Genomic DNA, 20,211 nt, shown 5'->3' on the forward strand with positions numbered 1-20,211 from the left:
TAGAGGTCAAACCAACTGTTTACGCTGGTTCGACGGCGGGATGGACAAAGACTCTCGGTACTTGGCGACGGTGCGCCGCGCCACGATGATCCCCTGATCGGAGAGCAGGGTGGCCAGCTTGCTGTCGCTGAGTGGTTTGGCGGGGTTTTCCGCCGCAATCAATTTCTTCACCAACGCGCGGATCGCCGTCGAGGAGGCTTCGCCGCCGCTGTCGGTATTCACGTGGCTGGAGAAGAAATATTTCAATTCGAAAATGCCGCGCGGGCTGTGCAGAAACTTCTGCGTGGTGACGCGCGAGATCGTCGATTCATGCATCTCCACGGCCTGGGCGATATCCGCCAACACCATGGGTTTCATAAACTCTTCGCCTTGCTCGAAGAACGCCTGCTGTTGGCTGACGATGCAGCGGGTGACCTTCAGCAGCGTCTCGTTGCGGCTCTCCAGGCTTTTAATCAGCCACTTGGCTTCCTGCAGGTTGCTGCGGATGAACTGGCCGTCGGCTTCGCTGCGGGCACTGTTGCCCAGCGCGGCGTACTGCTGATTGATCTTCAAACGCGGTATGCTGTCGCCGTTGAGCTCGACCGTCCACGTGTTCTGCGTTTTGCGCACCAGCACGTCCGGAATTACGTACTCCGATTCGCCGGTATTGATCGACTGCCCCGGGCGCGGATCGAGCGACTGAATCAGCAGCATCGCTTCTTTCAGTGTATCTTCTTTTAGCCGGGTTGATCGCATCAGGCTGCGAAAGTCGTGGTTGGCCAACAGATCCAGATTGTCGCTGATGATCAGCCGCGCTTCGGCCAGATAAGGGGTGTCTTTGGCGTATTGGGAGAGCTGCACCAGCAGGCAATCGCGCAGATCGCGCGCGGCGACGCCGATCGGATCGAAACGCTGCACGCGCTTCAACACCGCCTCGACTTCCTCGAGGGTCACGTTCTCGTCGCCCAGGCTTTCCAGAATGTCTTCCAGCGGCACGGTGAGATAACCGGTGTCGTCCACCGCGTCGACGATGGAGGTGGCGATGGCGGCGTCGGTATCGGAGAACGGCGTCAGATCCACCTGCCACATCAGGTAATCCTGCAGCGTTTGGGTAGTCTCGCCCTGATAGACCGGCAGCTCGTCGTCGCTGTAGTCGGTGCCGGTGCCTGACGGCGTGCCGGCGGTGTAGATCTCATCCCAGGTGGCGTCCAGCGGCAGCTCTTCCGGCATGTCTTTCTGTTCCAGCGCCTCGCGGGTATCGAGCCCCTCGGTCTCCTGGATTTCTTTGGCGTCGATTTCGTCGTGCAGATCGGTCTGTTCAAGCAGCGGATTGCTCTCCAGCGCCAGCTGGATCTCTTGCTGAAGCTCAAGCGTGGACAACTGCAGCAGGCGGATCGCCTGCTGGAGCTGAGGAGTCATGGCCAGCTGTTGGCTGAGCCTGAGTTGCAAACCTTGCTTCATAGTCTTCTGTCTACTTCCGTTAACGGTGTCGCCCCGCAGGGCGCGCCGGCGCTCAGAGGCGGAACTCTTCGCCCAGATAAACGCGTTTTACCTGCTCGTCGGCCAGAATAGCATCCGGCGTGCCGTGGGCAATCAGTTTGCCCTGGCTGACGATGTAGGCGCGTTCACATACGTCCAGCGTCTCGCGCACGTTGTGGTCGGTGATCAGCACGCCCAGGCCGCTGTCACGCAGGTGCTCGATGATTTTTTTGATGTCGATAACGGAAATCGGATCCACCCCGGCGAAGGGTTCGTCCAGCAGAATGAATTTCGGGTTGGCCGCCAGCGCGCGGGCGATTTCGACGCGGCGGCGTTCACCGCCGGACAGCGCCTGGCCGAGGTTGTCGCGCAGATGGGAGATGTGGAACTCTTCCATCAGCTCTTTGGCGCGGTCTTCGCGTTGTTCGCTGGTGAGGTCGGGGCGAATCTCCAGCACCGCCATCAGGTTGTCGTACACGCTCAGGCGGCGGAAGATCGACGCTTCCTGCGGCAGGTATCCGATGCCGCGGCGCGCGCGGGCGTGCAGCGGCAGCAGGCTGATGTCTTCTTCGTCGATCACGATGCGCCCGGCGTCGCGCGGCACGATGCCGACCACCATGTAGAAGGTGGTGGTTTTACCGGCGCCGTTCGGCCCGAGCAGGCCGACGATCTCGCCGGATTTCACTTTCAGGCTGACGTCTTCGACAACTTTACGGCCCTTGTAGGCTTTCGCCAGGTTTTCTGCGATGAGTGTTGCCATAAGTGATTAGTTACTCTTTTTTTGCCCGTTTTTGTCTTGCAACTGCGACGGTACCAGAACCGTTGTCACGCGTTTGCCTTTATCGCTGAACGCCTGCATTTGCTGCTGTTGCACCAGATAGGTGATGCGATCGCCTTTCACGTTGCTGTCGAGCTGCTCCAGATAGGCGTTGCCCGTCAGGGTCACCAGCTGGGTCGCCACGTCGTAACGCACTTTCTGCGCGTGGCCTTTGACCGGCTTGCCGCTGTCCTGCATCTGGTAGAAGGTTACCGGGTTGCCGAACGCTTCAATATAGGTCTTATTCTGATCTCCGCCCGGACGGGTGACCACCACCTTATCGGCGCGAATATCGATGGTGCCTTGCTTGATCACCACGTTGTCGGTGAAGGTACTGACGTTGCTTTGCATGTCCAACGACTGCTTGAGCGAGTCGATGCTCACCGGCTGGCTGGAGTCGGATTTCAGCGCCAGTGCGGGGGCGCTGGCGGCCAAAACTAAGCTGCCGAGCAACAGGTTACGGAGTTGGTTTTTGGTTCTGAATTTCATAGTTGGTCTTAACCTTATCAATCAGCTCAGCGGTTTTGGTCCGCAGGTTCCCACGCATTTTCATGCCGTTAGAGGTAAAATTGGTCCCGTAAAGCGTGACTTCGTCATCGGAGGTGACGTCCTGGGTGACCAGGTTTACCTGAGCGTTGTCCGTCTTAATTTTTTCCAGCTGCGAGGTGGTGGTCAGGCTGTTTACCTCGACGTGACCATACAGATACAGCATCCGGTCTTTAGTCAGTTTGGCGCGATCGGCGCGAACTGACCAGGTGGCCACCGCATTCTCATCGAACAGCGTCATCACCGGCTGGGTGAACCAGCTCAGCTCGCCGGCGGTGTAATACTTCGCGTCTTCCGCCACCAGTTTGTAATTCAGCTTGCCGGCCGGGTTGTACACCACGGTGACCGTGTGCTGGCTCTGGTAGGTCGGATCCTTATCGTTGACCGGGCCAGGGGCCGTGTCGTCGCTAAAATCCGTCATGTTCCAGCCGATCAGCGCCAGAACGATCACCGTCAACAGGATGGTGATCCACAGTTTGGTTTTACTCATATCGACAGCCCTTTGGCGTCCTCCAGCTTATTTTGAGCCAAAAGAATGATGTCGCACAGTTCGCGCACCGCGCCGCGGCCGCCGGCAATGCGGGTGACGTAGTGGGCGCGCGGCGTCAGCAGCGGGTGGGCGTCCGCCACCGCGACCGCCAGGCCGACCTGCGCCATCACCGGCCAGTCGATCAGGTCATCGCCGATATAGGCGACCTGATCCGCCGTTAACGACAGTTTATCCAACAGTTTGCGGAAGGCCAAAAGCTTATCGGACTGCCCCTGATACAGATGGGTGATACCGAGCGTCTGCGCGCGGTCTTCCAGCAGCTTGGCGGAGCGACCGGTGATGATCGCCACCTCGATGTCCGAGGTTTTCAAGCAGCGGATGCCGTAGCCGTCGCGCACGTTGAACGCTTTCAATTCTTCACCGTTGTTGCCCATGAAGATCAGGCCGTCCGACAGCACGCCGTCAACGTCGCAAATCAACAGGCGGATGTTCCCGGCACGCGCCATAACCTCTTGTTCTACCGGCCCGTAGCAGGTTTCTACCATACCCATTCCGTTCTATTCCTTAATTAAACGACGCCGGCGCGCAGCATGTCATGCATATGTACCACACCCAGCAACTGGTCGCCATCGGCAACCAGCAGCGCGGTGATGTGGCGTTGTTGCATCAGGTTCAATGCATCGACCGCCAGGATGTTGGGGCGCACCCGCACGCCGCCCGGCGTCATGACGTCGGCGATCTTCGCCTCGTGCAGGTTGATGCCCATGTCGAACACCCGGCGCAGGTCGCCGTCGGTGAAGATGCCGGCGATTTTCATCAGATCGTCGCAAATCACCGTCAGGCCCAGATTTTTTCGGGTAATTTCCAGCAGCGCGTCGCGCAACGAGGCGTCGGCGCTGACGTGGGGCATTTCGCCGCCGCTGTGCATGATATCGCTAACCCGCAGCAGCAGTTTGCGGCCGAGTGCGCCACCCGGATGCGACAGCGCGAAATCTTCCGGCGTGAAACCGCGCGCTTTCAGCAGCGCGACGGCCAGCGCATCGCCCATCACCAGCGTGGCGGTGGTGCTGGTGGTCGGCGCCAGCCCCAGCGGGCAGGCTTCCTGCGGCACCTTGATGCACAGGTGGATATCCGCCGCTTTGCCCATCGAGCTTTCCGGATTGTTAGTCATACAGATGAGGGTGATCTGCTGGCGTTTCAATACCGGGATCAGCGCCAGGATCTCGCTGGACTCGCCGGAGTTGGAGATGGCGAGCACGATGTCCTGCGGGGTGACCATGCCCAAATCGCCATGGCTGGCCTCCGCCGGGTGAACGAAGAATGAGGGGGTGCCGGTGCTGGCGAAGGTCGCGGCGATCTTGCAGCCGATATGGCCGGATTTGCCCATGCCCATCACCACCACTTTGCCGCCGCAGGCGGCGATCGTTTCGCAGGCGCGGGTGAAGTCTGCGTTGATGTAGCTGTCGAGCTGAGCCAGCCCTTCACGCTCTATCTGAAGCACTTCTTTGCCGGCCTGCTGAAAATCGAAGCCCGGTTGCAACTCAATGTTCGACATACTCATTCCCGTCGGTTTAGCCGAAAGTACTGAAAGGGTTAAAGAACAGCACCGCAAGATACGCAATAAAGCCGCATAATAACAGCGCGCCCGCCAGGTGGCCGATGCGGTGCTTGCGGCCGATGCACAGCACGCTCAGCAGCACGCTGGCCGCCAGCATCACCCAGTAATCGCGCTGGAAGGCGGCGGTGTCCACGCTACCCGGCGACAGCAGGGCGGGGACGCCCAGCACGATCACCGTGTTGAAAATATTGGAGCCGATGATATTACCAATCGCCATATCATCCTCGCCCTTCAGCGCCCCGGCGATGGAGGTGGCCAGTTCGGGCAGGCTGGTGCCGATGGCGATAATGGTCAAGCCGACCGCCAGTTCGCTCAGGCCGAAATAGTGCGCAATCACCGTCGCGTTATCGACCACCATCCTGGAAGAGAGCGGCAGAATGATAAACGCCAACACCAGCCACAGCACCGCCACGGTGTTGCTGCTGTCCTGCGGCAGCTCGGCGATCTGTTCCATGGTCAGGCTGTCGCTGCCCTCGCGCTGCGCCAGCCGGGCGATTTTCAGCATCAGCAGGATGAAGCCGGCGGCGGCGGCCAGCAGCAGTACGCCGTCCAGCCTGCTCAGGGTGCCGTCCATCAACACGAAACCGCACAATACTGTGACCGCTAACATCAGCGGCAGTTCGCGCCGCAGTATCTCGGAGCGCGCGGCCAGCGGGTGAATCAGCGCCGCCACGCCCAGGATCAATAAAATGTTGGTAATGTTGGAACCTAATACGTTGCCAACGGCCATATCTATCTGCCCGTTCAGCGCGGCGGTGGTGGACACGATCAGCTCCGGCAGCGAAGTGCCGATGCCGACGATGGTCATGCCGATGATCAACGGCGGGACGCCGAGCGAGCGGGAAATCACGGCAGCACCATAAACTAAGCGGTCTGCACCATACACCAGTAGAAATAAACCAACGATTAATAATGCTATCGCGAGAAACATGCAGGGTCCTTTGTCGGGTATTATCCCGGTTCGTTGGTTAAAGCCGTCAATGCGGCGGTATTGCTTGCCCTCCGTTGCGTGCGTTAGAGCTACAGCAACGGTTTTTCCCGGCTAATAGTTGAACAGTTTCGTTTTTTTTCGTTATGGCGCCAATTTTGACCGGGTGGCGCGGAAAAGTAAAACCAATGGCACCATTGGTCGCGAAATGGCAGTAAGTTTTTGTAAAGATGAGACGGATTGAGCCCATTGCTTTAACATCACGGGTAGATTCAGCAACAGATGAGTCGTAAAGGGTCCATTAACATGCTCCATAAGGCAGATAATTTGGTCGAAGTGCGCGACATGAGCTTCTCGCGCGGCGACCGGCGGATATTTGAAGACATCAACCTGACGGTGCCCCGAGGCAAGGTCACGGCAATCATGGGGCCATCGGGCATCGGCAAAACCACGCTGTTGCGCCTGATAGGCGGCCAGCTGACGCCGGACAGCGGGGAGATTTGGTTCGACGGCGACAACATTCCCGCGTTGTCCCGCCGTCAGTTATACGACGCGCGCAAAAAGATGAGCATGCTGTTCCAGTCGGGCGCGCTGTTCACCGATTTGACCGTATTCGAAAACGTGGCCTACCCGCTGCGCGAGCACAGCAACCTGCCTGAACCCCTGCTGCGCAGCACGGTGCTGATGAAGCTGGAGGCGGTAGGGCTGCGCGGTGCGGCCCAGCTGATGCCCAATGAGCTTTCTGGCGGCATGGCGCGCCGGGCGGCGTTGGCGCGCGCGATCGCGCTGGACCCTGAGATGATCATGTTCGACGAACCCTTCGTCGGCCAGGATCCGATCACCATGGGCGTGCTGGTCAAGCTGATCGATGAGCTGAACCATGCGCTGGGCATTACCTGCATCGTGGTGTCGCACGACGTGCCGGAGGTGCTGAGCATCGCCGACTACGCCTACATCGTGGCCGATCACCGGGTGATCGCCGAAGGCACCACGCAGCAATTGCAGAACAATCCTGATGCGCGCGTGCGCCAGTTCCTGGATGGTATAGCGGATGGGCCGGTGCCGTTCCGTTACCCGGCCGGGGATTATCAGACCGAACTGCTAGGCTTAGGGAGTAAATAAGCTCATGTTATTAAGAGCGTTAGCGTCCTTGGGGCGCAGTGGCATCAACACCAGCGCCAGCTTCGGCCGCGCCGGGTTGATGCTGTTCAACGCGTTGATTGGCCGGCCGGAACCCGGCAAGCAGTGGCCGCTGTTGTTGAAACAGCTCTACAGCGTCGGCGTGCAGTCGCTGCTGATCATCATGGTCTCTGGGCTGTTCATCGGCATGGTGCTGGGCCTGCAGGGCTATATCGTGCTCACCACCTACAGCGCCGAGGCCAGCCTCGGCATGATGGTGGCGCTGTCGCTGCTGCGCGAACTGGGGCCGGTGGTGACGGCGCTGCTGTTCGCCGGCCGCGCCGGTTCCGCGCTCACGGCGGAAATCGGCCTGATGAAGGCGACGGAGCAGATCTCCAGCCTGGAAATGATGGCGGTCGATCCGCTGCGGCGCATCGTGGCGCCGCGCTTCTGGGCGGGGCTCATCAGCATGCCGCTGTTGACCATCATTTTCGTGGCGATCGGCATCTGGGGCGGCTCGGTGGTCGGCGTGGACTGGAAGGGCATCGACAGCGGCTTCTTCTGGTCGGCGATGCAGGGTGCCGTGGAGTGGAAAAAAGATCTGCTCAACTGCCTGATCAAAAGCGTGGTATTCGCCATTACCGTAACCTGGATTGCCATTTTCAACGGGTACGACGCCGTGCCTACCTCTGAAGGGATTAGCCGGGCGACGACGCGTACCGTGGTGCATTCGTCACTGGCGGTGTTGGGATTGGATTTCGTGCTGACAGCACTGATGTTTGGGAATTGATTCGATGCAAACGAAGAAGAGTGAAATCTGGGTTGGGGCATTTATGCTGATCGCGCTGTGCGCCATCGTGTTTATCTGCCTGCAGGTGGCGAACCTTAAATCGATCGGCAGCGAGCCGACCTACCGCATTTACGCGACGTTCGACAACATCGGCGGCCTGAAACCGCGTTCGCCGGTGAAGATCGGTGGCGTGGTGATCGGCCGCGTGGCGGACATCGAGCTCGATCCGAAAACCTACACGCCGCGCGTGGCGCTGGATATCCAGAAAAAGTACGACCAAATCCCGGATACCAGCTCGCTGGCGATCCGCACCTCCGGCCTGCTGGGCGAGCAATATCTGGCGCTTAACGTGGGCTTCGAAGATCCTGACATGGGCACCACCATTCTGAAAGACGGCGGCACCATCCAGGACACCAAGTCAGCCATGGTTCTGGAAGATTTGATCGGCCAGTTCCTGTATAAAAGCGGCGGTCAGGACAGCGCCAAATCGGGAGACGCGGCCGCTGAGCCGGCTGCCGGCGCCGCACCGCAACCCGCTGTTCCAAATCATTAAGAGAGGATACCTGCATGTTTAAACGTTTACTGATGGTGGCTCTGCTGGTGGTTGCACCGCTGGCGAGCGCAGCCGACCAAACCAATCCTTACAGCTTGATGCAAGACGCGGCGCAGAAGACCTTCAGCCGTTTGAAGAACGAACAGCCGAAGATCAAGCAGGACCCGAACTACCTGCGCTCCATCGTGCATCAGGAACTGATGCCGTTCGTGCAGGTGAAATACGCCGGCGCGCTGGTGCTGGGCCGTTACTACAAAGACGCGACGCCTGCGCAGCGCGAAGCGTACTTCACCGCCTTCCAGTCTTACCTGGAGCAGGCTTACGGCCAGGCGCTGGCGATGTACCACGGCCAGACTTACCAGATCGCGCCTGAACAGCCGCTGGGCAATGCCGACATCGTGGCCATTCGCGTCACCATCATCGACAACGGCGGCCGTCCGCCGGTACGTCTGGATTTCCAATGGCGCAAGAACAGCAAAACCGGCTATTGGCAGGCGTATGACATGATCGCCGAAGGCGTCAGCATGATCACCACCAAGCAGAACGAGTGGGCGTCCACGCTGCGTACTCAGGGCATCGATGGCCTGACCAAACAGCTGCAGGCCGCCGCCGCGCAGCCTATTACGCTGGACAAGAAAAACTGATGTCGGCAGCGCTCAGCTTCGAATCACAGCAGCAGACGCTGATCCTGCGCGGTGAACTGGACCGGGAAACGCTGCAGCCGCTGTGGCGGCAGCGCGATGCGCTGATGGCGGATAAAACCGCGATCGACGTGGCGCAACTGGAGCGGGTGGACTCCGCCGGGCTGGCGCTGTTGCTGCATCTGCAGGAAGAGCAGCGCGAGCGCGGCGTAGCGCTAAAAATTTTCGGCGCCACCGAGCGCCTGAAAACGCTGATCGCGCTCTACAACCTGCAGGCGATAATGCCTGTCGATACCGCCGGTTAGCGGCGTTTTACGCCGCCCTTGCGTGGTAAAACGATACAAAGCCCCTGTTACGCAGGGGCTTTTTCTTTAGTTTAAGAAAACATCGTATTCCACTAAGATACTAGGCTGTTTATGATCCTTTAGCGGCAGAACTGGATACTATGGAAACCAACGAGATTAAAGACGTGCTGATGCAGGCATTGGCACTGGATGAAGTACATGTGACGGGCGACGGCAGCCATTTTCAGGCGATCGTGGTCGGTGAACTGTTCGCCGGTATGAGCCGCGTCAAAAAACAGCAGACGGTTTACGCACCGCTGATGGAATACATTGCGGACAACCGCATTCATGCCTTGTCTATCAAGGCGTACACCCCTGAAGAGTGGCAGCGAGACCGCAAACTCAACGGATTTTAAGGCTGTTTGCCCTGCCGGGCGGGCAGCTTCAGATTAGATAACAGAGAGTAGTCAGATGGATAAATTTCGTGTGCAGGGTCGGACTCGCCTGAGTGGTGAAGTGTCTATTTCCGGGGCCAAAAACGCCGCCCTGCCGATCCTGTTCGCCGCCCTGTTGGCGGAAGAGCCGGTCGAGCTGCAGAATGTCCCTAAGCTGAAGGACATCGACACCACCATTAAACTACTCAACCAGTTGGGTACCAAGATTGAGCGCAACGGTTCGGTCTTCGTGGACGCCAGCGGGGTAAACGAGTTCTGTGCCCCTTACGATCTGGTGAAAACCATGCGCGCATCCATCTGGGCGCTGGGGCCACTGGTGGCGCGCTTCGGCCGCGGCCAGGTTTCCCTGCCGGGCGGCTGCGCGATCGGCGCGCGTCCGGTCGATCTGCACATCACCGGCCTGGAGCAGTTGGGTGCCGAGATCAAGCTGGAAGAAGGTTACGTCAAGGCGTCCGTCGAGGGCCGCCTGAAGGGCGCGCACATCGTCATGGACAAGGTGAGCGTGGGCGCGACCGTGACCATCATGAGCGCCGCGACCCTGGCGACCGGCACCACCGTTATCGAAAACGCCGCGCGTGAGCCGGAAATTGTCGATACCGCCAACTTCCTCAACACGCTGGGCGCGAAGATCAGCGGCGCCGGCAGCGACAAAATCACCATCGAGGGCGTCGAGCGTCTGGGCGGCGGCGTGTACCGCGTGCTGCCTGACCGCATCGAGACCGGCACCTTCCTGATCGCCGCCGCGGTTTCCGGCGGCAAAGTGATGTGCCGCAACACCCGTCCGGACACGCTGGATGCGGTGCTGGCCAAGCTGCGCGAAGCCGGTGCCGATATCGAAGTGGGTGAAGACTGGATCAGCCTGGACATGCACGGCAAACGCCCGAAAGCGGTCACCGTGCGCACCGCGCCGCACCCGGGCTTCCCGACCGACATGCAGGCCCAGTTCAGCCTGCTGAACCTGGTGGCGGAAGGTACCGGCGTCATCACCGAGACCATCTTCGAAAACCGCTTCATGCACGTGCCGGAACTGATCCGCATGGGCGCGCACGCGGAAATCGAGAGCAACACCGTGATTTGCCACGGCGTTGAGCAGCTGTCCGGCGCTCAGGTAATGGCGACCGATCTGCGCGCTTCCGCCAGCCTGGTGATCGCCGGCTGCATCGCCGACGGCGTGACCGTCGTCGATCGCATCTACCACATCGATCGCGGCTATGAGCGTATTGAAGACAAGCTGCGCGCGCTGGGTGCGAACATCGAGCGCGTGAAAGGCGAGTAAGTGATTAGCGCCGGCGCGGCTGCGTCGGCAGGATGAAAATCAAAGGGCCGGCTATCAATGCCGGCCCTTTTTTTAATTGCTGTCTTCCGGGAATTCACCCACCGTCATTTTCAACGTAATGCGTTTGCCGTCGCGCAGTACGATAACCGGTATCTCGGTGCCCGGCCTGATCTCCGCGACCTGATCCATGGTCTCCAGCACGGATACCGCCGGTTTGTTATCCACGTTGATGATGATGTCGTTGATCTGGAAACCGGCGCTGCTCGCCGGGCCGTTCGGCGTAATTTCGGTCACGATGATGCCCTGCAGGCGATCGATGCCGGAATTGGAGGAACGCAGCGGAATGATCTCCTTGCCCTGAATGCCGAAATAGCCACGGATCACGCGGCCGTCGCGGATCAGCTTGTCCATGATTTTGGTGGCCAGTTCGATCGGAATGGCGAAGCCGAGGCCCTCCGGCGTTTCACCGTCGGTGATTTTGTCATAGGTCAGGGTGTTGATGCCGATCAGCTCGCCCAGCGAGTTGACCAGCGCGCCGCCGGAGTTGCCGCGGTTGATTGAAGCGTCGGTCTGCAGGAAAGTCTGTCGGCCGGTGGTGCTCATACTGATGCGCCCGGTGGCGCTGAGGATGCCCTGAGTGACGGTCTGCCCCAGGTTATACGGGTTGCCGATCGCCAACACCACGTCGCCGACGTGGGCAACGCGGTTTTTGTTGGTCGGGATCACCGGCAGGTTGCCGGGATCGATCTTCAGCACCGCCAAATCGGTCAGGCCGTCGGAGCCGACCAGCAGCGCTTCGTAGCGGCGGCCGTCCTGCAACACCACGGTGATCTGCTGGGCGTCTTTGATCACGTGGCGGTTGGTGATGATATAGCCGCGTTCGTTCATGATCACGCCGGAACCGAGCGACAGCACGTTGGCGGCGCCGTTCAGGTTGCGGTTGTAGATGTTCACCACGGCGGGCGCGGCGCGGCGCACCGCCTTGTTGTAGCTCACCGGCGTTTCGTCGCTGGTATTCTCGGTTTTCTCTGCAAACAGGCCGTTGGAAGAGCGCAGCATGGGCAGGGCAGCCAACAGCAGGCCGGCAACGATGAGACCGATAACGACAGAACGCAAGAGCTTAGCAAACATGGAGTTTTCGTGGTGTGGTGAACGATGTTCGGAGGATAGCATGAGTTAACCGGGCGCAGTATGTCACCGAGCCCGGTTTTTGCACAAATTAACGCAGCAGCAGATAAATGGTTTCGGTACCGCGCACGATATTGAGCGCCATCACCGGTGGTTTGGCTTCCAGCACCTTGCGCAGCGCGGTAATGCTGTCCACGCGCTGGCGGTTGACGCCGATGATCACGTCGCCTTTTTGCAGGCCGATTTGCGCCGCCGTCGAGCCTTTATCCACGTTCTCTACCTTCACGCCCTTGTCGCCGCTCGGCAGCGCACCGTTGCTGAGGGAAACGCCCTGCAGCGCCGGCGACAGCGTTTCGGCATTGGTCGAGGCGCTCTCGCTGTTGTCCAGCGTGACCGAGACTTCCTGCGGTTTGCCGTCGCGCAGCAGGCCCACTTTGAGGGTTTTGCCCGGCGCAGTGGTGCCGACCTTGGCGCGCAGCTCGGCGAAGCTGTTCACCGGCTTGCCGTCGACGGAAACCAGAATATCCCCGGCTTTGATGCCGGCCTTGGCGGCGGCGGATTTCGGCAGCACTTCGCTGACGAAGGCGCCGCGCTGCGCGTCGGTGTTGAAGGCTTTGGCCATGTCAGGGGTCATTTCGCTGCCCTTGATGCCGAGCAGGCCGCGTTTCACTTCGCCGAATTCGATCAGCTGCTGGCTCAGGTTCTGCGCCATATTGCTCGGAATGGCGAAACCGATGCCGACGTTGCCGCCGCTCGGCGCGAGAATGGCGGTATTGATGCCGATCAGCTCGCCGTTCAGGTTAACCAACGCGCCGCCGGAGTTGCCGCGGTTGATCGAGGCGTCGGTCTGAATGAAGTTTTCCAGCCCTTCCAGATTCAGGCCGGTGCGGCCCAGCGCCGAGATGATGCCTGAAGTGGCGGTTTGGCCCAGGCCAAACGGGTTGCCGACCGCCACGGCGAAGTCGCCGACGCGTAGCTGGTCGGAATCGGCCATCTTGATGGCGGTCAGGTTTTTGGTGTCGCTGAGCTGCAGCAGGGCGATGTCGGATTGCTCATCGCGGCCGACCAGCTTGGCGTCCAGTTCGCGCCCGTCGTTCAACTGTACGCGGATTTTATCGGCGTTGTTGATGACGTGATTGTTGGTCAGCACGTAGCCTTTGGCGGCGTCGATGATGACGCCGGAACCCAGCCCTTCAAACGGGCGGGAGCTCTGCTGTTGGCCGGGGAAATTGGGGCCGAAGAAGCGTCTGAACTCTTCCGGCAGCTGTTGACGCTGCACCTGGGTGCCTGCGACATGCACGCTCACTACGGCGGGCAAGACTTTTTCCAGCATCGGCGCCAGGCTCGGCAGCGGCTGCCCCTGAACGGCAACGGGCAGGGCCGCGTTGGCCACCGGTACGGCGCTGAACGCCAGGCCGAGGCTCATTGCCAATGCACTAAGAATTAAAGACTTTTTCTTCATTGATGATAACTCTCTCAATACCTGCCGATGAAAATTTGATGATAAGGCAATCACCTTGTCATAGTGAAGGGTAAGACCGTGAATTTGCGTGCAAAGTTCAGTAAAGGTAATGCGAAGGAAGGTCAATAAGGCACAAAGGGGGAATAAACCCGCGGGTGGCCCCGCGGGCGAAGAAGGAATATCAGTCGCGGCGTGCGCTTTGACCGCGCAGCAGGCCGGAGGCCCCTTCAGAATAGTCGCGCGGCATTTCCACCGGCGCCTGATCGTTGTCCGCTTCCGCTTCGGTCAGGCGATAGCGGAACGGGTTCTCCTGCATCGGCAGATCCGGCAGCAGGTTGTTGGAGCTTTTCGCCATATGCTGATACAGCTGGCGATAATCGCGAGCCATGTTGTCCAGCAGCTCGGCGCTGCGGGCGAAGTGGCCGACCAGCTCCTGGCGGTACTCTTCCAGCTCGGTTTTGCTCTTGTCCAGCTCGTTCTGCAGGACTTGTTGTTGACGTAATTTACGGTTGCCAAAACGCATCGCCACCGCTCCAATCACGATACCGACGACCAAACCAATCAGCGCATACTCCCAGGTCATGATGACTCCTATTTTGACTTCGTTGTTCCGCAGGGATTTTTCACTTAATAATATCCACTATAACCGTTAACCTTGTCCGAGTGGAATCCTGATGCGCTTCCACCCAGTGTTTACAGGGTTTTCAACGGCGCCCGCAGCGGGCATTTGTGGCGATAACGGTGCGAATCGGCATCAACTTGCCGCCAACGTTGGCTAAATAATTTCTAAGCGTTCTTAGGGAACATCGAACAGATGCAGGCACTATCACCGTTATCTCGCTACCAGCAGGCGCTGGACGCGGGGGAATATCAGGCCGATGAGGTTCAACGCCGGGCCGTCGCTCAACTGGATCGCATTTATCAGGCTCTGCTGCAAAAGCCCGCGGCGAGCGCGCCTGCGGGCGGGCTGCGCGGCAAGCTCAGCCGTTTGTTGGGCAAGGGCGGCGAAACGGCGCCGCAGCGTCCGGTGCAGGGGCTGTATATGTGGGGCGGCGTCGGGCGCGGCAAAACCTGGCTGATGGACATGTTCTTCCACAGCCTGCCGGGCGATCGCAAAATGCGTCTGCACTTCCACCGCTTCATGCTGCGGGTGCATGAAGAGCTGACCGAACTGCAAGGGCGGGAAAACCCGCTGGAAATCGTCGCCGACGGCTTCAAGGCCGAAACCGACGTACTGTGCTTCGACGAATTCTTCGTGTCCGACATCACCGACGCCATGCTGCTGGCCACGCTGCTGCAGGCGCTGTTCGCCCGGGGCATCACGCTGGTGGCCACGTCGAACATCCCGCCGGACGATCTGTACCGCAACGGCCTGCAGCGGGCGCGTTTCCTGCCGGCAATCGATCTGATCAATGAGTACTGCGACGTGATGAACGTCGATGCCGGCATCGACTATCGTCTGCGCACCCTGACCCAGGCGCACCTCTATCTGACGCCGCTGAACGACCAGACGCGCGCGACCCTGGATCGGATGTTCGTCAAGCTGGCGGGCAAGGCGGGGGAGGACGCGCCGGTGCTGCAGATCAACCATCGGCCGCTGCAGGCGATCCGTTCGGTGGACGGCGTGCTGGCGGTGGATTTCCACACGCTGTGCGAAGAGGCGCGCAGCCAGCTGGACTACATTGCGCTGTCGCGGCTATATCACAGCGTGATCCTGTATAATGTGCAGGTGATGGGGCCGCTGAAAGAGAATACCGCGCGCCGCTTCCTGGCGCTGGTGGACGAATTCTACGAGCGACACGTCAAGCTGGTGATCGGCGCCGAGGCGTCGATGTTCGAGATCTACCAGGGGGAGAGGCTGAAGTTCGAGTACCAGCGCTGCCTGTCGCGCCTGCAGGAAATGCAGAGCGAAGAGTACCTCAAGCTGCCGCATCTGCCCTGAGTCCGCCGGGCCTATCGCCGGTTGCCTGCCGCCGGCGATAAATTTATTTTCCATTCAAAAACCGTTCGATCTTTGTGAGCGACTTCTCTATAATCTTGCGACCCCACGTTACAACAAAGTTTTTTTTCCCAAAAACTTTATAGTGCCGGCAATGGCTATTCGAAGGGGTAGGTTTGCTGGACTTGTATGGTCGTGTGAGCCTCAACTGTTTTCGAGCGTTTGGGTGTTCACCAACGTGTAACTAATTATTGGGTAAGCTTTCTAATGAAAACTTTTACAGCTAAACCAGAAACCGTAAAACGCGACTGGTACGTTGTTGATGCAGATGGTAAAACTTTAGGCCGTCTCGCTACTGAACTGGCTCGTCGCCTGCGCGGCAAGCATAAAGCGGAATACACCCCGCACGTGGATACCGGTGATTACATCATCGTTCTGAACGCTGACAAAGTTGCTGTAACCGGCAACAAGCGTACAGACAAAGTGTACTACCACCACACCGGCCACATCGGTGGTATCAAGCAAGCGACCTTTGAAGAGATGATTGCCCGCCGTCCTGAGCGCGTGATTGAAATCGCGGTTAAAGGCATGCTGCCAAAGGGCCCGCTGGGTCGTGCTATGTTCCGTAAACTGAAAGTTTACGCGGGCACCGAGCACAATCACGCGGCACAGCAACCGCAAGTTCTGGACATTTAATCGGGATTAATGGCAATGGCTGAAAATCAATACTACGGCACTGGTCGCCGCAAAAGCTCCGCCGCTCGCGTCTTCATCAAGCCGGGCAACGGTAACATCGTTATCAACCAGCGCAGCCTGGAACAGTACTTCGGTCGCGAAACTGCCCGCATGGTAGTTCGTCAGCCGCTGGAGCTGGTCGACATGGTTGGCAAACTGGACCTGTACATCACCGTTAAAGGTGGTGGTATCTCCGGTCAAGCTGGCGCTATCCGTCACGGTATCACCCGTGCACTGATGGAGTACGATGAGACTCTGCGTTCTGAACTGCGTAAAGCTGGCTTCGTCACCCGTGACGCTCGTCAGGTTGAACGTAAGAAAGTCGGCCTGCGTAAAGCACGTCGTCGTCCGCAGTTCTCCAAGCGTTAATTTTCGCTGCTTCGGCAGTGCGATTTACGCAAAAAACCCGGTGCTTCACCGGGTTTTTTTATGCCTGAAATCCGCCGTCCCCGACTAAAATCTGTGGCAGATCAGACAATTCAACATGAATTCACCGCACCGTCCCCACAAAACAAGCAAAATCTGGTAAACTATCACCCACTTTTGCGCCTGTTCGCCGTGCAGTTGACCTCCTGGGCCGGTTTTTCATGGGCTCGGGTCGCGCTGCGTGCTGCCGGCCTGCGGCAAGATTATTCAGGATAGCAGCCTGTCAGTTGGCTATTCGCAGTATTTTCTAGATAACTTGGAGGTTTTCATGGCTGTCGCTGCCAACAAACGTTCGGTAATGACGCTGTTCTCTGGCCCGACCGACATTTTTAGCCATCAAGTACGTATCGTACTGGCGGAGAAAGGTGTCAGCGTCGAGATCGAGCAGGTCGAAATGGATAACCTGCCGCAAGATCTGATTGACCTCAACCCTTACCAGACGGTGCCTACGCTGGTCGATCGCGAACTGACCCTGTATGAATCCCGCATCATCATGGAATACCTGGATGAGCGTTTCCCACACCCGCCGCTGATGCCGGTTTACCCGGTTGCCCGTGGCGAGAGCCGTCTGATGATGCTGCGCATCGAGAAGAACTGGTACTCGCTGATGGACAAGATCGAGAAGAGCAGCGGTCAGGAAGCGGAATCCGCCCGTCGTCAGCTGCGTGAAGAGCTGCTGGCGATCGCACCGATCTTCGGCCAGGCGCCGTATTTCATGAGCGAAGAGTTCAGCCTGGTGGATTGCTATCTGGCGCCGCTGTTGTGGCGTCTGCCGCAGCTGGGCATTGAATTGAGCGGTGCCGGCTCCAAAGAGCTGAAAGGCTACATGACCCGCGTCTTCGAACGCGACGCTTTCCTGGCTTCCCTGACCGAAGCCGAGCGTGAAATGCGCCTGCAAACCCGGGGCTAAGCGCGATGGACATGTCTCAGATGACGCCGCGTCGCCCGTATCTGCTGCGGGCGTTCTATGACTGGCTGCTGGATAACCAGCTGACGCCGCACCTGGTGGTCGATGTGACTCGCCCGGACGTGCAGGTGCCGATGGAGTTCGCGCGTGACGGCCAGATCGTGCTGAATATCGCGCCGCGCGCGGTAGGCAACCTGGCGTTGGGCAACGAAGACGTGCAGTTCAACGCGCGCTTCGGCGGCGTGCCGCGTCAGGTTTCGGTGCCGATGGCCGCCGTGCTGGCGATCTATGCGCGTGAAAACGGCGCCGGCACGATGTTCGAACCGGAAGCCGCCTACGACGAGAGCGAAGGCGTGTTCGAAGGCCTGGACAATGAGACGATCCCTTCGGAAACCCTGATGTCGGTGATCGACGGCGATCGCCCGGATACCGCGGAAGACAACGGCCCGGACGACGAGCCGCCGCAGCCGCCGCGCGGTGGCCGCCCGGCGCTGCGCGTGGTGAAGTAATCCCTGCGCGAACAAACGAAAAAGCACCCTATGGGGTGCTTTTTTTTTGCCCGGCAGAAGCGGATCAGCCTTTCAAGGCGGCAATGCAGGCATCGCGCGGTGCGCTGAGATCGCCTACGCGCACGGTGGACAAGGCGCGGGTTGCGCGCTGGCGGAAACTGGTGATGGCGGTGTCGCCTTGCACTTCCGGCGGCGCGGTGCAAATGTCATTGAGCGGCAGATCGTTGCCTTTGTTGAGCGCCTGCAACACCGCCGCCGGATTGTAAATCAGGGCGGCGGAGAGCGCCGATTTGATGCCGGCGGTGAAGCCGGCATTGCCGCCGCCGGCCAGCTTGGGCGCCAGGGCAATCCAGCTGTCGTCCCCCAGCCGGATGCTGTTTTCCACGGCGCTGAACTGCCCGGCCTTGCCCAACTGTGCCACGACCGGCCGCGCGCCGCGCGCTTCGATATTGTAACCGACCTCCTGCGAATCCAGCGCCATGGCTGAAGCGCTGAAACTGACGGCCAGCACTGCGCCGGCCAACAGGGAAATGGAGCATTTCATGTTCGCTATCCTTATCTCGGTGTCAGGCGCAGCCGCGCCCCGCAATGGTGCTAACTCAATACTATAGCGCGTTGACGCGGTGAGGTGAGGGGAGGTTGTTACAAAGCGTGGCAGGCTAAAAACAGAGGCCCGGCAATGTGCCGGGCCTCTGGCGGTACGGAAGGTTTACACTTCCAGGTAGTTCATGATGCCGTCTGCCGCCTTGCGGCCTTCGGCGATCGCCGTCACCACCAGGTCGGAACCGCGCACCGCGTCGCCGCCGGCGAAGATTTTCGGGTTGCTGGTCTGGAACGCGTTGTCGCTGCCTTCCGGCGCCAGGATGCGGCCCTGTTTATCGAGCTGCACGTCGTGCGCCGCCAGCCAGTCCATACGGTGCGGGCGGAAGCCGAATGCCATCACCACCGCGTCGGCGTCGATCACGTGTTCGGAACCCGGCACCTGCTCCGCCGCCTGACGGCCGTTGGCATCCGGTGCGCCCAGCTGAGTGCGCACCATCTTCACCCCGGCCACGCGGCCGGCGCTGTTCAGCTCGATGCTCAGCGGCTGCAGGTTGAACTGGAAGTCCACCCCTTCTTCCCGGGCGTTCTTCACTTCGCGCTTGGAACCCGGCATGTTGGCTTCGTCGCGGCGGTAGGCGCAGGTGACCTGCGTCGCGCCCTGGCGCACCGAGGTACGCACGCAGTCCATGGCGGTATCGCCGCCGCCCAGCACCACCACGCGCTTGCCTTCCATGCTGACGTAAGGCTCGTGCTGCTCGGTTTCATAGCCCATCAGCTGCTTGGTGTTGGCGATCAGGAACGGCAGCGCATCGTACACGCCCTGCGCTTCCTCGTTCTCCAGGCCACCGCGCATCGACTGATAGGTGCCGACGCCGAGGAATACCGCATCGTACTCGCTCAGCAAGGTCTCCATGCTGATGTCTTTGCCCACTTCGGTGTTCAGCTGGAACTCGATGCCCATCTCACTGAAGATGCTGCGGCGTTTGACCATCACTTCCTTTTCCAGCTTGAAGGCCGGGATGCCGAAGGTCAGCAGGCCGCCGATCTCCGGATGACGGTCATATACCACCGCCTTGACGCCGTTGCGGGTCAATACGTCGGCGCAGGCCAGCCCGGCAGGGCCGGCACCGACGATCGCCACGCGCTTGCCGGTCGGCTGCACGTGCGACATGTCCGGCTTCCAGCCCATTTCGATGGCCTTATCGCTGATGTAGCGTTCGATATTGCCGATGGTGACCGCACCGAACTCGTCGTTCAGGGTGCAGGAGCCTTCGCACAGGCGATCCTGCGGGCACACGCGGCCGCACACTTCCGGCAGACTGTTGGTCTGATGCGCCAGGTCCGCCGCTTCCATGATGCGGCCTTCGTTGGCCAGCTTCAGCCAGTTCGGGATGTAGTTGTGCACCGGGCACTTCCACTCGCAATACGGGTTGCCGCAGGACAAACAGCGGTCCGCCTGGGCCTTGGCCTGGGTTTCCGAAAACGGTTCGTAGATCTCGACGAACTCGATTTTGCGGATCTTCAGCGGTTTCTTTGGCGGATCAACACGCTGCAGGTCGATAAATTGGTAAACGTTCTGGCTCATTA

General features: G+C 59.7%; 24 protein-coding genes. 12 read left to right on the plus strand and 12 right to left on the minus strand.

Features of this window, described 5'->3' with window-relative positions; genetic code table 11:
- Nucleotides 1-6: 6 nt before the first annotated feature.
- The 7 genes from rpoN to QOL81_RS17750 are packed head-to-tail and all read right to left on the minus strand — an operon-like array spanning nucleotide 7 to nucleotide 5,860.
- Nucleotides 7-1,440 (minus strand): RNA polymerase factor sigma-54, encoded by a 1,434-nt coding sequence (rpoN, locus tag QOL81_RS17720; RefSeq protein WP_283439965.1) that lies wholly within the window; start codon nucleotides 1,438-1,440, stop codon nucleotides 7-9.
- Nucleotides 1,441-1,492: 52 nt separating this feature from the next.
- Nucleotides 1,493-2,218, minus strand: a complete 726-nt coding sequence (gene lptB / locus QOL81_RS17725; RefSeq protein WP_198811421.1) for an LPS export ABC transporter ATP-binding protein — start codon at nucleotides 2,216-2,218, stop codon at nucleotides 1,493-1,495.
- A gap of 6 nt (nucleotides 2,219-2,224) precedes the next feature.
- Entirely contained in the window at nucleotides 2,225-2,764 is a 540-nt protein-coding gene (gene lptA, locus QOL81_RS17730; RefSeq protein WP_025304377.1) for a lipopolysaccharide ABC transporter substrate-binding protein LptA, read from the minus strand.
- Nucleotides 2,733-3,311, minus strand: a complete 579-nt coding sequence (gene lptC, locus QOL81_RS17735; protein ID WP_063988600.1) for an LPS export ABC transporter periplasmic protein LptC — start codon at nucleotides 3,309-3,311, stop codon at nucleotides 2,733-2,735. The genes lptA and lptC overlap by 32 nt, the downstream gene beginning before the upstream one ends.
- Entirely contained in the window at nucleotides 3,308-3,862 is a 555-nt protein-coding gene (gene kdsC / locus QOL81_RS17740) for a 3-deoxy-manno-octulosonate-8-phosphatase KdsC (RefSeq protein ID WP_283439966.1), read from the minus strand. Before kdsC ends, lptC begins: the two co-directional genes overlap by 4 nt.
- Nucleotides 3,863-3,879: 17 nt before the next feature.
- The gene (gene kdsD / locus QOL81_RS17745; protein WP_060440978.1) at nucleotides 3,880-4,866 is read right to left on the minus strand and encodes an arabinose-5-phosphate isomerase KdsD; all 987 of its coding nucleotides are present in this window, start codon (nucleotides 4,864-4,866) and stop codon (nucleotides 3,880-3,882) included.
- Between the two features lie 16 nt (nucleotides 4,867-4,882).
- The gene (locus QOL81_RS17750) at nucleotides 4,883-5,860 is read right to left on the minus strand and encodes a calcium/sodium antiporter (protein ID WP_283439967.1); all 978 of its coding nucleotides are present in this window, start codon (nucleotides 5,858-5,860) and stop codon (nucleotides 4,883-4,885) included.
- A 303-nt stretch (nucleotides 5,861-6,163) separates the two neighbouring features.
- On the opposite strand from QOL81_RS17750, the gene mlaF reads away from it, so the two are divergent.
- The 7 genes from mlaF (at nucleotide 6,164) to murA (ending at nucleotide 10,975) form a co-directional block, all read left to right on the plus strand.
- The gene (gene mlaF / locus QOL81_RS17755; RefSeq protein ID WP_038879647.1) at nucleotides 6,164-6,979 is read left to right on the plus strand and encodes a phospholipid ABC transporter ATP-binding protein MlaF; all 816 of its coding nucleotides are present in this window, start codon (nucleotides 6,164-6,166) and stop codon (nucleotides 6,977-6,979) included.
- Nucleotides 6,980-6,983: 4 nt separating this feature from the next.
- Nucleotides 6,984-7,766, plus strand: coding sequence for a lipid asymmetry maintenance ABC transporter permease subunit MlaE (gene mlaE, locus QOL81_RS17760; protein WP_004937059.1), 783 nt, complete (start codon nucleotides 6,984-6,986; stop codon nucleotides 7,764-7,766).
- Between the two features lie 4 nt (nucleotides 7,767-7,770).
- Nucleotides 7,771-8,319, plus strand: coding sequence for an outer membrane lipid asymmetry maintenance protein MlaD (mlaD, locus tag QOL81_RS17765; RefSeq protein ID WP_060424667.1), 549 nt, complete (start codon nucleotides 7,771-7,773; stop codon nucleotides 8,317-8,319).
- 14 nt (nucleotides 8,320-8,333) lie between these two features.
- The gene (gene mlaC, locus QOL81_RS17770) at nucleotides 8,334-8,963 is read left to right on the plus strand and encodes a phospholipid-binding protein MlaC (RefSeq protein WP_084827500.1); all 630 of its coding nucleotides are present in this window, start codon (nucleotides 8,334-8,336) and stop codon (nucleotides 8,961-8,963) included.
- Nucleotides 8,963-9,265, plus strand: coding sequence for a lipid asymmetry maintenance protein MlaB (gene mlaB / locus QOL81_RS17775; RefSeq protein WP_060424671.1), 303 nt, complete (start codon nucleotides 8,963-8,965; stop codon nucleotides 9,263-9,265). The genes mlaC and mlaB overlap by 1 nt, the downstream gene beginning before the upstream one ends.
- A gap of 140 nt (nucleotides 9,266-9,405) precedes the next feature.
- The gene (gene ibaG, locus QOL81_RS17780; RefSeq protein ID WP_004937066.1) at nucleotides 9,406-9,660 is read left to right on the plus strand and encodes a BolA family iron metabolism protein IbaG; all 255 of its coding nucleotides are present in this window, start codon (nucleotides 9,406-9,408) and stop codon (nucleotides 9,658-9,660) included.
- 55 nt (nucleotides 9,661-9,715) lie between these two features.
- A complete protein-coding gene (gene murA, locus QOL81_RS17785; RefSeq protein ID WP_004937068.1) occupies nucleotides 9,716-10,975 on the plus strand; it encodes a UDP-N-acetylglucosamine 1-carboxyvinyltransferase in 1,260 nt (419 codons plus the stop codon).
- Nucleotides 10,976-11,047: 72 nt separating this feature from the next.
- On the opposite strand, the gene degS is transcribed toward murA, so the two are convergent.
- The 3 genes from degS to zapG form a co-directional block, all read right to left on the minus strand.
- Nucleotides 11,048-12,106 (minus strand): outer membrane-stress sensor serine endopeptidase DegS, encoded by a 1,059-nt coding sequence (degS, locus tag QOL81_RS17790; protein ID WP_019453130.1) that lies wholly within the window; start codon nucleotides 12,104-12,106, stop codon nucleotides 11,048-11,050.
- A gap of 88 nt (nucleotides 12,107-12,194) precedes the next feature.
- Complete coding sequence (gene degQ / locus QOL81_RS17795) at nucleotides 12,195-13,565, minus strand: serine endoprotease DegQ (protein WP_060424673.1); 1,371 nt, start codon at nucleotides 13,563-13,565, stop codon at nucleotides 12,195-12,197.
- A gap of 181 nt (nucleotides 13,566-13,746) precedes the next feature.
- Nucleotides 13,747-14,148 carry a Z-ring associated protein ZapG gene (zapG, locus tag QOL81_RS17800; protein WP_004937074.1) on the minus strand — a complete coding sequence of 134 codons (402 nt, stop codon included), beginning with the start codon at nucleotides 14,146-14,148 and terminating at the stop codon, nucleotides 13,747-13,749.
- A gap of 231 nt (nucleotides 14,149-14,379) precedes the next feature.
- Between zapG and zapE the strand changes: the two genes are divergently transcribed.
- The 5 genes from zapE to sspB all read left to right on the plus strand — a co-directional run bounded on the left by zapE (nucleotide 14,380) and on the right by sspB (nucleotide 18,081).
- Complete coding sequence (gene zapE, locus QOL81_RS17805) at nucleotides 14,380-15,507, plus strand: cell division protein ZapE (RefSeq protein WP_060424675.1); 1,128 nt, start codon at nucleotides 14,380-14,382, stop codon at nucleotides 15,505-15,507.
- A gap of 264 nt (nucleotides 15,508-15,771) precedes the next feature.
- Nucleotides 15,772-16,200: a 50S ribosomal protein L13 gene (rplM, locus tag QOL81_RS17810; RefSeq protein ID WP_004937079.1), complete on the plus strand. Its 429-nt coding sequence runs from the start codon at nucleotides 15,772-15,774 to the stop codon at nucleotides 16,198-16,200.
- 15 nt (nucleotides 16,201-16,215) lie between these two features.
- On the plus strand, nucleotides 16,216-16,608 hold the full coding sequence (rpsI, locus tag QOL81_RS17815) for a 30S ribosomal protein S9 (RefSeq protein WP_004937080.1): 393 nt from the start codon (nucleotides 16,216-16,218) through the stop codon (nucleotides 16,606-16,608).
- 325 nt (nucleotides 16,609-16,933) lie between these two features.
- Entirely contained in the window at nucleotides 16,934-17,575 is a 642-nt protein-coding gene (gene sspA, locus QOL81_RS17820; protein WP_004937082.1) for a stringent starvation protein SspA, read from the plus strand.
- A gap of 5 nt (nucleotides 17,576-17,580) precedes the next feature.
- Complete coding sequence (sspB, locus tag QOL81_RS17825) at nucleotides 17,581-18,081, plus strand: ClpXP protease specificity-enhancing factor (protein ID WP_004937084.1); 501 nt, start codon at nucleotides 17,581-17,583, stop codon at nucleotides 18,079-18,081.
- A 64-nt stretch (nucleotides 18,082-18,145) separates the two neighbouring features.
- On the opposite strand, the gene QOL81_RS17830 is transcribed toward sspB, so the two are convergent.
- Both QOL81_RS17830 and QOL81_RS17835 read right to left on the minus strand, forming a co-directional pair.
- The gene (locus QOL81_RS17830) at nucleotides 18,146-18,625 is read right to left on the minus strand and encodes a hypothetical protein (protein ID WP_084827503.1); all 480 of its coding nucleotides are present in this window, start codon (nucleotides 18,623-18,625) and stop codon (nucleotides 18,146-18,148) included.
- Nucleotides 18,626-18,790: 165 nt separating this feature from the next.
- Nucleotides 18,791-20,209, minus strand: coding sequence for a glutamate synthase small subunit (locus QOL81_RS17835; protein ID WP_048234903.1), 1,419 nt, complete (start codon nucleotides 20,207-20,209; stop codon nucleotides 18,791-18,793).
- Nucleotides 20,210-20,211: the final 2 nt, after the last annotated feature.

This window comes from Serratia sp. CC22-02 (assembly GCF_900182895.1).
Lineage (GTDB): Bacteria > Pseudomonadota > Gammaproteobacteria > Enterobacterales > Enterobacteriaceae > Serratia > Serratia nevei.